General features: G+C 63.4%; 14 protein-coding genes. 11 read left to right on the top strand and 3 right to left on the bottom strand.

Annotated elements, in window-relative coordinates:
• Positions 1 to 27: 27 nt before the first annotated feature.
• Together DTX69_RS20610 and DTX69_RS20605 are read left to right on the top strand one after the other, a co-directional pair.
• Positions 28 to 1,614 carry a sensor histidine kinase gene (locus DTX69_RS20610; protein WP_119303451.1) on the top strand — a complete coding sequence of 529 codons (1,587 nt, stop codon included), beginning with the start codon at positions 28 to 30 and terminating at the stop codon, positions 1,612 to 1,614.
• Positions 1,611 to 2,285, top strand: coding sequence for a response regulator transcription factor (locus DTX69_RS20605; RefSeq protein ID WP_119303450.1), 675 nt, complete (start codon positions 1,611 to 1,613; stop codon positions 2,283 to 2,285). Before DTX69_RS20610 ends, DTX69_RS20605 begins: the two co-directional genes overlap by 4 nt.
• Before the next feature lie 13 nt (positions 2,286 to 2,298).
• Here DTX69_RS20605 and DTX69_RS20600 read toward each other — a convergent pair whose 3' ends face one another.
• On the bottom strand, positions 2,299 to 3,402 hold the full coding sequence (locus tag DTX69_RS20600; protein ID WP_284735959.1) for an AraC family transcriptional regulator: 1,104 nt from the start codon (positions 3,400 to 3,402) through the stop codon (positions 2,299 to 2,301).
• Between the two features lie 54 nt (positions 3,403 to 3,456).
• On the opposite strand from DTX69_RS20600, the gene DTX69_RS20595 reads away from it, so the two are divergent.
• Positions 3,457 to 4,251, top strand: a complete 795-nt coding sequence (locus DTX69_RS20595; RefSeq protein ID WP_119303448.1) for a methyltransferase domain-containing protein — start codon at positions 3,457 to 3,459, stop codon at positions 4,249 to 4,251.
• 27 nt (positions 4,252 to 4,278) lie between these two features.
• Here the strand turns inward: DTX69_RS20595 and phhA are convergent, their stop codons facing one another.
• Positions 4,279 to 5,187 (bottom strand): phenylalanine 4-monooxygenase, encoded by a 909-nt coding sequence (phhA, locus tag DTX69_RS20590; RefSeq protein ID WP_119303447.1) that lies wholly within the window; start codon positions 5,185 to 5,187, stop codon positions 4,279 to 4,281.
• A complete protein-coding gene (gene hppD, locus DTX69_RS20585) occupies positions 5,184 to 6,254 on the bottom strand; it encodes a 4-hydroxyphenylpyruvate dioxygenase (RefSeq protein ID WP_119303446.1) in 1,071 nt (356 codons plus the stop codon). The genes phhA and hppD overlap by 4 nt, the downstream gene beginning before the upstream one ends.
• Before the next feature lie 131 nt (positions 6,255 to 6,385).
• Here hppD and DTX69_RS20580 point away from each other — a divergent pair, with 131 nt between their 5' ends.
• From DTX69_RS20580 to DTX69_RS30270, 8 genes are all read left to right on the top strand, one after another.
• On the top strand, positions 6,386 to 6,874 hold the full coding sequence (locus DTX69_RS20580) for an Lrp/AsnC family transcriptional regulator (protein WP_119303445.1): 489 nt from the start codon (positions 6,386 to 6,388) through the stop codon (positions 6,872 to 6,874).
• Between the two features lie 95 nt (positions 6,875 to 6,969).
• A complete protein-coding gene (gene rpmH / locus DTX69_RS20575; protein WP_119303444.1) occupies positions 6,970 to 7,104 on the top strand; it encodes a 50S ribosomal protein L34 in 135 nt (44 codons plus the stop codon).
• Between the two features lie 11 nt (positions 7,105 to 7,115).
• The gene (rnpA, locus tag DTX69_RS20570; protein WP_119303443.1) at positions 7,116 to 7,514 is read left to right on the top strand and encodes a ribonuclease P protein component; all 399 of its coding nucleotides are present in this window, start codon (positions 7,116 to 7,118) and stop codon (positions 7,512 to 7,514) included.
• Positions 7,511 to 7,768 carry a membrane protein insertion efficiency factor YidD gene (gene yidD / locus DTX69_RS20565; protein ID WP_119303442.1) on the top strand — a complete coding sequence of 86 codons (258 nt, stop codon included), beginning with the start codon at positions 7,511 to 7,513 and terminating at the stop codon, positions 7,766 to 7,768. The genes rnpA and yidD overlap by 4 nt, the downstream gene beginning before the upstream one ends.
• Positions 7,769 to 7,813: 45 nt before the next feature.
• Positions 7,814 to 9,577: a membrane protein insertase YidC gene (yidC, locus tag DTX69_RS20560; RefSeq protein ID WP_119303441.1), complete on the top strand. Its 1,764-nt coding sequence runs from the start codon at positions 7,814 to 7,816 to the stop codon at positions 9,575 to 9,577.
• Positions 9,578 to 9,593: 16 nt separating this feature from the next.
• Positions 9,594 to 10,220, top strand: coding sequence for a ribosome biogenesis GTP-binding protein YihA/YsxC (gene yihA, locus DTX69_RS20555; RefSeq protein WP_284735958.1), 627 nt, complete (start codon positions 9,594 to 9,596; stop codon positions 10,218 to 10,220).
• Positions 10,221 to 10,298: 78 nt separating this feature from the next.
• A complete protein-coding gene (gene argB, locus DTX69_RS20550; protein ID WP_119303439.1) occupies positions 10,299 to 11,189 on the top strand; it encodes an acetylglutamate kinase in 891 nt (296 codons plus the stop codon).
• 224 nt (positions 11,190 to 11,413) lie between these two features.
• Positions 11,414 to 11,647, top strand: a complete 234-nt coding sequence (locus tag DTX69_RS30270) for a hypothetical protein (RefSeq protein ID WP_162917399.1) — start codon at positions 11,414 to 11,416, stop codon at positions 11,645 to 11,647.
• The last annotated feature ends 247 nt before the right edge of the window (positions 11,648 to 11,894 follow it).

The raw sequence follows: 11,894 nt of genomic DNA, 5'->3' as shown, positions 1-11,894 counted from the left end.
TGAGTTCGCCGCCTGGTGGAGCGCGCCATGAACGTCAGGACGAAGCTGCTGGTCTCGCAGACCCTGAATGCGATCCTGGTGATCGGCGTCGCCGCCATTGCCGTGGTGGTCGCGCAGAGGTTCAACTATCAGCTTGGCCGTGCAGAACTGGCATACGACCAGCGCCAGACGATGACGATGCTGGCTGTCCAGACCTTCCGCTACAAGACCACGATCGACAAGTTCATGGCTGCGGACGGGCGCAATATGCGCGAGATCGAGCAGTCACGCAGCGACGTCGAGGCGACTCTGGCGCAGCTGCACCGGCAGACCGAACAGGAGCTGTCGTTCGTCAGCCTGGGAGACCGCGCGGAGGAGGCAGACGAGATCGAGCGGGTCGGGGAGCTGCGGGCTGGACTGGCGGAGATCGACCACATGATCCAGCGAATCGTGCAGCTGCGTGCCGACGGAAGGCTGCAGGATGCGCAGCAACTCCACGAGCAGGTGGAGCACTGGTTTGTCGACGAGCTCTCCGAAATCCTGGCCAAGGCGATGGCGGACGAGGACAGCGAGGTGCAGGCGGTCGATTCCGAGATCGCCGATATCGCCGCCGGCCGCGTCGCCTTCCTGTACGGCACCGGTGCTTGCGCCCTGGCCTTGAGCCTGGTCACCGGATTTGCGCTCTACCGCAGCATATCCCGTCCGATGAAGCAGCTCCTTTTCGGCGTCAGCGCGCTGAGGGGCGGTGACCTGAAATACCGGGTGCCGAGCGGAGATGGCGACGAGTTCGCACAGCTGGCGCGCCAGTTCAACGAAATGGCCGAGGCCCTCGAGGACCGGGAACGGCGGCTGCTCGGCATCCATTCGCAGCTGGAGCAGCAGGTGCGCGAACGCACCTTGGCGCTCGAGACTGCCAATCGACGGCTCAACTATCTCGATCGCCAGCGGCTGCAGTTCCTGGCTGATGTGAGCCACGAACTGCGGACGCCGGTTACGATCCTGCGCGGCGAGGCGGAGGTCACCTTGCGCACGCAGCCCGATTCGCCACAGGCGTACCGGGAGACGCTGACACGGATCGCGGAGCAGGCAAGACAGATGGGCCGGCTCATTGATGACCTGCTGTTCCTGGTACGATCGGAATCGGACACGGTCGCGTTCGACCGGCAGCGCGTCGATCTCCGCGGGATCGTTGCAGATGCCGTCCGTGACGGCAGCGCCCTGGCGAGGGGCAAGAGGATTTCGATCATCGAGAAGCTACCGGATGATCCGGTTTGGGTCGAGGCGGACGCGCAGCGGCTGCGCCAGGCGGCTCTGATCGGCATCGACAATGCAATCAACTATTCGCCCGCTAGCCTCGCTGTCGAGGTATCCCTTGACGCCGCCAACGGCCGCGCCGTGATCGGCGTGCTCGACCATGGGATCGGCGTGTCCGCGGACGAACTGCCCTATGTATTCGAGCGTTTCTATCGCGTCCGCAGCGGCCAAAATCGCCAGACGGCCGGCAGCGGTCTCGGCCTGTCGATCGCCAAGTGGATCGCGGAAAAGCACGGCGGCTCGATCACGATGTCTAGCATCCCCGGCGAACGCACCGAACTGACGATCGAACTCCCGCTGCTGCACCGGAGCGACTCATGACCAAGATCCTCCTTGTCGAAGATGATGAGCGGATTGTCGACTTCCTGAGGCGCGGCCTGAAGGCCGAAGGCTTCATCGTGGACGTGGCCGTGAACGGCGAGGACGCGCTGCAGCTCTGTCATGACCACGACTACCCGCTCGTCATTCTCGACGTGATGCTTCCGACCGTGAGCGGCATCGAGGTCTGCAAGACATTAAGACGGGAGAACAAACAGAGCCTCGTCCTCATGCTGACGGCCAAGGACAGCGTCCAGGACAAGATCGAAGGGCTGCACGGCGGGGCGGATGACTACTTGACCAAGCCGTTCGCGTTCGACGAGCTCCTGGCGCGCATTGCCGCGCTGCTGAGGCGGCGGCCGTACAGCGATCCCGGCGGTGTCATGTCGGTCGGCGATCTGGTGCTCGACGCGGCGACGCGGTCTGCCCGAAGAGGAACGCGTCAGATCGAGTTGACGGCCAAGGAATTCGCCGTGCTGCAGTTCATGATGGAAAACGCCGGACGCGTGCTCAGCCGCAGTCGCATCCTGAGCAATGTCTGGGAGCACAACAGTGAAACCTACACCAACGTCGTCGACGTCTATGTCCGTTACCTTCGGCGCAAGGTCGATCATGACGGCGAAACGCCGCTGATCCGGACGGTCCGGGGCGCTGGCTACATGATCTCGCACTAGGGTCGAGCAAACGTTAGGAGCCGGAACGACGGCTGCGCCACGCGGCCGGTGAAACGCCCGCGATCCGCTTGAAGGTCCGGCTGAAAGCGGCTTCCGACTGGTATCCCACGTCGCGACCGATGGCAGCGATCTTCTTCGTGCCGTCAGCAAGCTGCCGCGCGGCGAGCTGCACGCGCCAACGCATGAGATACTGCATGGGCGGGTAGCCCACCAGATGGGTGAACCGATCGGCCAGCACCGATCGCGACACGCCGGCGCGCTTCACAAGCTCATCCAGCGTCCAGTCATCGGCCGGATGCTCGTGCAGCAGGGTCAGCGCGCGGCCGACCGCCGGATCGCGCAAACCGGCAAGCCATCCCGTCTCGTCCGCGCCGCGGGTCGCCACGTAACGGCGAATGACCTCGATGAAGATGAGCTCGCTCAACCCCAGGCGGATGCTCTCGCTGCCGGGATTGCGGGCCCGTGCCTCCGTCAGCGTCAGATCGATCAAACCGTCCAGCAGATCGTCAGGGGTGCCGGAGGGACGTTTCATGTGCAGCAGTCGCGGGAGCATCCCGAGCAACGGATTGAACGGCCGCACATCGCACCCCAGAAAGCCGCACACGAAGCGCGCCCGCTCCGGCCCGCCGCCGCCTTCCTGGATCACGAAGGGCAGCTTGCCCGCCGCCATGTCGCGAAAGAACCCGAGCGAGGTCTCCGGCGTCATTTCCGGCGCCTGACCCGGTGTGCTCAGCATCGCGTAGGGATCTGCGTGGGGGACTACGACGATGTCGCCGGCGGCGAACTGAACCGGCGTCATGCCAGGCAAGCTGGCATAGCCGGAGCCCTGCAGGACGATGTGATACGAGACCACGTGCTGTGCACCGGGAAGAATGATGGGAGCGAAGGCGCGCGCATGGGGAACTTCGACGCCCCACGGCGAGGTCGCATCGACCAGGAAGAACAGGGCTCCGGTGAGCTTAACGGTGCGAAGGACTTCCGACAGCGGATCCTTCTCCGCCGCCTCGATCGCGCCGAGCGGCGCGGAAACGCCGGGCGGGCGCTCTGACGATAAGCGTCGCATCGCGGCGGACGAACCGGCAAGCGATCCGGACGCCTGGTCATGGGTCCGAGCCATGGCCCAGCCTACAATACGAGGCGCAATACATCCACCGATGCCGGGAGGGCCGCCATGAATATCGCCCACAAGTCTCGCACGCCCGCGGAAATCTATGATGAGATGTTCGTCCCCGCTTTGTTCGCACATTGGGGACCGGTCATCTGTGAGATTGCGCAGATAGGTCCAGGCGATCTCGTGCTAGACGTTGCCTGCGGCACCGGCGCACTCACCCGGGCCGCGCAGGAACGGACCGGGCCGAAAGGCAGGGTCGTCGGCCTCGACCCCAACCAGGACATGCTGTCGGTGGCACGCCGCAGAAGCAGCGACATCGAATGGCGCGAGGGCAAGGCCGAAGCGATCCCTTACCCCGATGCGAGCTTTGACGCGGCGGTCAGCCAGTTCGGCCTCATGTTCTTCGTGGATCGCGCGGGCGCTCTGCGCGAGATGATGCGGGTCTTGCGTCCGGGCCGGCGGCTGGCAGTGGCCGTCTGCGATGCGGTGGAGAACTCGCCGGGCTACGCTGCTTTTGCTGATCTGCTGCAGCAGTTGTTCGGCAAGGAGATCGCCGATGCTTTCCGCGCGCCCTTCACGCTGGGCGATCCCAAGAAGCTGCGCGCGATCTGCGACGAAGCCGGCCTGGGGCATGCCGAGATCCTGCAGCGCAACGAGCTTGTCCGGTTTTCGTCCATCAATGCCATGGTCTCGACCGAGCGCGCCTGCGTGTGGACCCTCGGCGGCGTGCTCAACGACGATCAGTTCGCAACGTTGCTCCGGGAATCCGAGCAGGCGCTAAAGCCGTTCGTCGGCGCGGACGGCGCGATCACGTTCGACATGCCGGCGGTGATCATCACCACGACGAAGCCGTAGCGGCCGCCGACCGGCGGAGAGTTGGGATCAGCCGGCCCGCTTGCGCTTCTTCCACGCGCCGGTGCCGCGCCAGTAGACACAGTCATCGCACAGCACGGCGTCGGGCGCGTGGTCGGGCAGCGCCTTGACGCGGTCGTAGATCGGACGCAGGTCGCGCTGGAGGGCGGCGAAGAGCTCGCTGTAGCTCTCCAGCACGAAATACGTCTCCTGGAAATCGTCGATCCGGTAGAGCGTGTTCATCACGCGCTCGAGTTCGAAGGCGATGCGGTTCGGGCTCGGATCATCGACGCAGAACGACGTCTCGGCGAAGGACGACAGAATGCCGGCGCCATAAGCCTTGATCTTGCCGCCTTCGCGGATCAGGCCGAACTCCACCGTGTACCAATACATCCGCGCGAGATACTGCGTCATGCCGAGGCGCTCGGCCTCCTGGCCCTTCACGCCATAGAGCTGCAGGAAATCGGCGAAGGTCGGATCGAACAGCAGCGGCACGTGGCCGAAGAAATCATGGAAGATGTCGGGCTCGACCAGATAGTCGATCTCCTCCGGCGTGCGCAGCCAGATGGTGACCGGGAACTGCCGCTGCGCCAGATGCGCGAAGAAAGCCGCGTCGGGGATGAAGCCCGGCACGGCGACCAGCCGCCAGCTGGTAGCGGCCTGCAGCTTCCGCGATACGGCCTCGAGATTCGGGATCGCGCCGCTGAAATCCAGATGATCCAGCGATTGCTGCACCCGCTCGGCCGCGTATCTCGGCATCAGGGCCGCCTGGCGCTGGTAGAGCTTGCGCCATAGCGCATGCTCGGCCTCGGTGTACTTGCTCCAGTCTTGCTGGATGGTGAAATCGGCGGCGGCCTTCGAATAATCGCCGCGCAGCTCGTGGCTGGTGGTGGCGACGGTAAAGGAAGGCTCGCTGCTTTTCTTCGCGATGCGGCTCATGCTGCGGTATCCTTCAGCACCCCCCGCTTCACCTGATCGCGCTCGATCGATTCGAACAGAGCGCGGAAGTTCCCTTCCCCGAAGCCTTCGTCACCCTTGCGCTGGATGATCTCGAAAAAGATCGGGCCTACCATGGTCTGCGTGAAGATCTGCAGCAGCAGGCCGCCGCTGGGCGAACCGTCAAGCAGGATGCCGAGTTCCTTCAACATTGCCACATCCTCACCATGGCCCGGCAGGCGCTCCGCCAGCATCTCGTAGTAGGTATCGGGCGGCGGTGCCATCAGGTCCACGGTGTTGGCGCGCAGGCGGCGCACGGTCTCATAGATGTTGTTGGTGGACATCGCGATGTGCTGGATACCCTCGCCCTTGTATTCGCGGAGATATTCCTCGATCTGCGACTTGTCGTCGGCGGACTCGTTGATCGGGATGCGGATCTTGCCGTCGGGCGAGGTCATGGCGCGGGACTTGAGCCCCGTCAGCTTGCCTTCGATGTCGAAGTAGCGGATTTCGCGGAAATTGAAGAGCCGCTCATAGAACTGCGCCCAGTAATCCATCCGGCCGCGATAGACGTTGTTGGTGAGATGATCGACTTCTGTGAGGCCGACACCGTCCGGATGCTGGTTGGCACCAGGGATGGTCTTGAAGTCGATGTCGTAGATCGAGGCCGGCTGGTCGAACCGGTCCACGAAGAAGATCCGGCTGCCGCCGATCGCCTCGATGCCGGGCAGCACGAGTTCCATTGGCCCCGGCTCGTTGACCAGCGCCTTGGCGCCCAGCTCCTGCGCGCGCCGCATCGCCTTCGCGGCATCGTCGACCCGGATCGCCATGGCGCAGACGCTCGGGCCGTGCTGGTCGCGGAATTCCTTGGGGAAGCCCTTGCCCTCGCCGTTCAGGATGAAATTGATCCCGCCCTGGCGGAACAGGGTCACGTTCTTGGACCGGTGCATGGCGATGGGCACGAAGCCCAGGGACTGGAACACCCGCGTCAGGGCCGAGACGTCGGGTCCCGTGAACTCCACGAATTCGAAGCCGCGGGTGCCCATCGGGTTGAAGTCATGATCCGCCATTGCGAAAGCTCCTGAATGGCATTGATTCAATTGGGAATATTCTAGTGCATTTGCAATGCGGTTTTTGTGTATTCTCCTGTGATCTTGCGGCGTGATTCACACAAAACGCGCGCAACTCGTGGGGTTGACGCATGGTTGATGCATTAGGCCTGGACGGCTTCGATCTCAAGCTCCTGGCGGAGCTTCAACAAGATGGGCGCCTCACAAATTCCGACCTGGGAGAACGTGTGCATCTGTCCGCCTCCCAGGTCTCTCGCCGGGTCCAACGGCTGATCGAGGAGGGCTATATCAAGCGCTTTCAAGCGGTCTTGAGCCGGCAGAAGCTGGGTTTCGGCCTCACCGTCTATTGCCTAGTGACCCTCAAAATTCACGCCGGCGATTCCATGCAGGCCTTCCACGAGCGGGTGCGGGCCCTACCGGAGGTGGTCGAATGCCAGTCCCTGACGGGGGAAGCGGACTACGTGCTCAAGATCGTGGTGGCCGATCTCAAGCGCTTTTCCGATTTCATGTCGGAGCATCTGATGAAGGCGCCGGAAGTGGCCAACATTCGGTCCTCCGTTGTCCTGGAAAGCATAAAGGAAACAGGGGCTTACCCGCTGCAAGCCAAGCCCGTACGGTGAGCCCGACGCGAGTCAGCCGCATTGACTTGGGCGACCACAATGTCTATACACCCGCGGCAATTTTCGAAGCACTTGGAAATCAAGGGAGTTTTGTCGTGAAGCGCACTTATCAGCCGAGCGTGCTCGTCCGCAAGCGCCGCCACGGCTTCCGTTCGCGCATGGCGACGGTCGGCGGGCGCAAGGTGATCGCCAATCGGCGCCGCCAGGGCCGCAAGCGTCTCAGCGCCTGAGCATTGATCCAATGATCGGCCGCCTCAAGCGGCGGGCCGAATTCCTGCAGGTGGCGGCGGCAAATCGCAAATGGGTCGCCCCCGGATTGATCCTTCAGGTCCGTCGCCAGCCTTCTCCAGAAACCGAGAGCGATGACGCACCGCGTGCCGTGCGGCCGAAGGTTGTGCGCGCACCCGTGCGCGTCGGCTTCACCGCCAGCCGCAAGGTCGGCAACGCAGTGCAGCGCAACCGCGCCCGCCGGCGCCTGCGCGCGGTGGCGAACGAAGTGCTGGACGTGCATGCCGAGCCGGGTACCGATTTCGTGCTGATCGCGCGGCCGGCGACGGTGGATCGCAACTACCAGGCGCTCGTCGGCGATCTGGTCGCGGGCCTTAAGCGGCTGAAGCTCTATCGGGAGGCGCCGCGATGAGGCTTATCCGCGCCGCGCTGATCGTGCCGATCCGGCTTTATCAGTGGACGATTGCGCCGCTGCTCGGAGTCAATTGCCGCTACGCGCCGAGTTGCTCCGCTTATGCTATCGAGGCAATTGAGACGCATGGCGCGCTGCGCGGTTCATGGCTCGGGCTGCGACGGATCCTGCGGTGTCATCCCTGGGGCGGCTCCGGCTACGACCCGGTTCCCGCTCCCCGCGACTGTCATCACGCTGCCCATCATTCCCATTAAGACCGGCGCGGAGCCGCGCCCCCAACACGAAGATTCCGAAGCGCTATGGAAAACAGCAAGAACGTCCTCCTCGCCATCGTCCTGTCCGCCGCGATCATCATCCTGTGGACGATCTTCGTCCAAGGTCCGCAGATGGCGAAGCAGCAGGCGCAGCTCGAAGCGCAGCAGGCGGCCCGGCAAGCGCAACAAGCACAGGAACCCGCGCAGCAGCCGGGGCAGGCTGCGCCGCAGGACGCAGGGCGAAAGGTGGTGAGCCGCGAGGAGGCACTGAAGGAGGGCCCGCGCGTCGCGATCGACACGCCGCGCCTCAAGGGCTCGATCAATCTCAAGGGCGCTCGGCTCGATGATCTAGTGCTGAAGGATTATCGCGTGACGATCGCACCGACCAGCCCCAACATCGTCCTGCTGTCGCCGCGCGATACCGAGTTCGCCTATTACGCAGACTTCGGCTGGTTCAGTCAGTCCAAGGACATCGTCACACCGGACAAGGACACGGAGTGGCGGGCCGACGGCACCGCGCTTGCACCCGGCAAGCCGATCACCCTCACCTGGGATAATGGCCAAGGCCTGACTTTCACCCGCAAGTTCGAAGTCGATGCCGACTACATGTTCACCATCACCGACGCGGTGACCAACGCCTCCGGCTCGCCGGTCGAAATCGCTCCGTATGGACGCGTGGTGCGCTACGGCACGCCGCAGGATGCCACTCAAATGTGGGTGGTGCACGAGGGTCCGATCGGTGTGTTCGATGAAACGTTGCGGGAGCAGAGCTACGGGGATACACGGGACGAGGCCGAGGACGGGGGAAAGTTCACCTATACTTCCACCGGTGGCTGGATGGGAATCAGCGACAAATACTGGCTGGTGACCCAGATTCCACCGCAGGATGAGAGCCTGACCAGCAGTCTCTTCTACGATCCCAAAGGCGACTTCTATCAGGTCGATTTCGCCTCCGCCCAGCAACAGGTCCCTGCGGGCGGCAGCGCGACGCGCACCCAGCATCTGTTTGCCGGTGCAAAGCTCGTCAACATGCTCGAAGCATATGGCGAGCAATTGAACCTGACCAAATTCGATTTCGCCGTGGACTTCGGTTACTTCTGGTTCCTCACCAAGCCGCTGTTCCTGATCTTGGATCGGATCTTTCGCTTCGTCGGCAATTTCGGCCTAGCGATCCTGTGTCTCACCGTGCTGGTAAAGGCGGCGATGTACCCGCTCGCCAACAAGTCCTATCGCTCCATGAGCAAGATGAAGGTGCTGGCGCCGAAGATGACCGAGCTGCGCGAGAAGTACGGCAACGACCGCACCAAGCTCAATCAGGAGATGATGGAGCTCTACAAGCGCGAGAAGGTGAATCCGGCTGCCGGCTGCCTGCCCATCCTGGTGCAGATTCCCGTCTTCTACGCGCTCTACAAGGTGCTCCTCGTCACGATCGAGATGCGGCATGCGCCGTTCTTCGGCTGGGTCAAGGATTTGTCGGCGCCCGATCCGACCAGCATCCTCAACCTGTTCGGCTTGATCCCCTGGGACTATCACGTGCTGTTCGCGATCCCGCTGGTGGGCGCGCTGTTCCACATCCTGTCGATCGGCGTGTGGCCGTTGATCATGGGCTTCACCATGTGGCTGCAGATGCGCCTCAACCCGACGCCGCCGGACCCGGTGCAGGCCAGGATCTTCGGCCTCATGCCCATCGTCTTCACCTTCATGCTGGCGCCTTTTGCGGCGGGACTGGTGATCTACTGGGCCTGGAACAACACGCTCTCGATCGCGCAGCAGCGCCTCATCATGTGGCGCATGGGCGTGAAGCCCTGATGATGAAGGTCTGATCGTGACGCCGGCCGAGAAGGCGAATGACGGCGCTTGGCTGTTCGCGCAGGAATGCGGCTTCGTCGCCGGGGCGGACAAGCTTGAGATCCTGCCGGCCCCCGGCCTGCCGGAGGTCGCCTTCGCCGGCCGCTCCAACGTCGGCAAGTCGAGCCTGCTCAACGCGCTCACCGGGCGCAAGCATCTGGCACGCGTCTCCAATACGCCGGGTCGCACGCAGCAGATCAACTTCTTCGATCTCGGCGGGCACTTGATGCTGGTCGATCTGCCGGGCCATGGCTATGCGCAGGTGTCCAGATCCAAGGTGAAGGGCTGGACACGCCTGGTCGACGCCTATATCCGCGGCCGGCCGAACCTGATGCGCGTGCTGCTGCTGGTCGATTCGAAAGTCGGCACCAAGGAGGCCGATGACACGTTGATGGACCTCATGGACGAGTCGGGCCTCTCCTACCAGATCGTCATGACCAAGGCCGACCGGCTGAAGCCGGCGGAGCTCGAGAAGATGCACAGCCGCCTGGCGGCCAAGCTCGGCAAGCGTCCGGCGTGCCATCCGGACATTCCGGTCACCAGCGCGGAGGACGGAATGGGCGTGGCGGAATTGCGCCAGGCGCTCGCGGCTTTCGCGGCCTAGTCCAGTTGGCCGCTTGATTTCCGGGCGCGGAATCCCCATGGTCTCCGCGCTTTTCCTCCGAGGGGGTTCGGGACCGCGATGTCTCAGATCAATTACACCGACACCAAGCACTGGCTGCGCACCGCGCGGACTCTGACCGACGCGCTGCCGTACATGCAGAAATATGCCGGTCGCCGGTTCGTCATCAAGTTCGGCGGCCACGCGATGGTGGATGCGGAGCTGTCGCGCGTATTCGCGGAGGACATCACGCTGCTGCGCCAGGTCGGCATCCTGCCGATCGTGGTCCATGGCGGCGGACCGCAGATCAACCAGATGTTGAAGCGGCTCAACATCGAGAGCACGTTCGTCGATGGCTTGCGCGTCACCGACGCCGCCACGGTGGAAGTGGTGGAGATGATCCTGACCGGCTCGATCAACAAGCAGATCGTGGCCGCGATCAATGCCGAGGGCGGCCACGCGGTCGGCCTCTCCGGCAAGGACGACAATTTGCTGCTGGCGAAGCCCGCGCAGTTGGTGAAGGACGGCAAGCAGGTCGACCTCGGCTTCGTCGGCGAGCCGGACAAGGTCAACCCGCGCATCATCACCAATCTGGAGCAGGCCGGCATCGTCCCGGTGATCGCGCCGGTCGGCTTCGGCCCCGACGGCAAGACCTACAATATCAACGCCGACACGGCGGCCGGCGCCATTGCCGGCGCGGTCGGTGCGGCGCGCCTGCTTGCGCTCACGGACGTACCGGGCGTGCTCGACAAGAACGGTCAGCTCATCCCCGATTTGACAGCCAGCCAGGTCCGCGCGCTCGCCGCCGATGGCACGATCTCCGGCGGCATGATCCCGAAATTGGAAACCTGCCTGATGGCCGTCGAGCGCGGCGTCGAAGCCGCCGTCATCCTCGACGGCCGCGTCCCGCACTCCATGCTGCTGGAAATCTTCACCCCACAAGGCGTCGGCACGCTGATCACGAAGGGGTAATGGCCACGCCAACTCCCAGCCAGATCGCCACAAAGTTTGCGGCGATTTGATGCCCATGACGATACCATCGAAAGATTCGTCATTCTTCCTCCGGATGGCCGCCGCAAGCAGGCAACGGTCGAAGTAACCCTTTTTCGTCGCTGGGAGAACAAGCGGCGTGTCGTCCGTTTTGCCAAATATACCAACGTCACCGCGTCGCTGGACGCGGACGTCGTAGCCGACAATTGGCCCCCAATACGCATTCACTCGATGCAACGGCCGACCGGGCAAAAATCGAAGCGCTCATGCGCAGGCACAAGCAGTCCTGGCACGTGCGCTGCGAATCAGGCATTGATCCTTTTCCAGCCAAGCTGGCTGCGGCGAAACGCCTCGTTCTGTTTCGAGTTCGCATGTTCGGCGGCATACTCGAAGTGCTCGCGCCTTCGTTTGCTATCAAGCGACAACATTCCACCAGCTGACTTTGCCCCGTCTTTCATCCCGGACAGCCGCGCAGCGGCGTGATCCGGGATCCATCCCGCGCACGAGCAGTTCATCCATGGACTCCGGACCGAGTCCGGGGGTGACAGCTCGGTGTGTGGTGTCGTTAGGAGCGTGATTCCTTCATTCTGAAGCGTATCCTGAGTTTCTGAAGTAGTTAGCGCATTCCTGTGGTGTGAAGACGTCGATGAGCTGACCGATGCCGCGCCAGGTGGTTTCGATGGTGCG

It is taken from the genome of Dongia deserti (assembly GCF_003574735.1).
Taxonomy (GTDB): Bacteria; Pseudomonadota; Alphaproteobacteria; order Dongiales; family Dongiaceae; genus Dongia_A; species Dongia_A deserti.
This window is presented reverse-complemented; position numbering and strand designations above follow the sequence as displayed.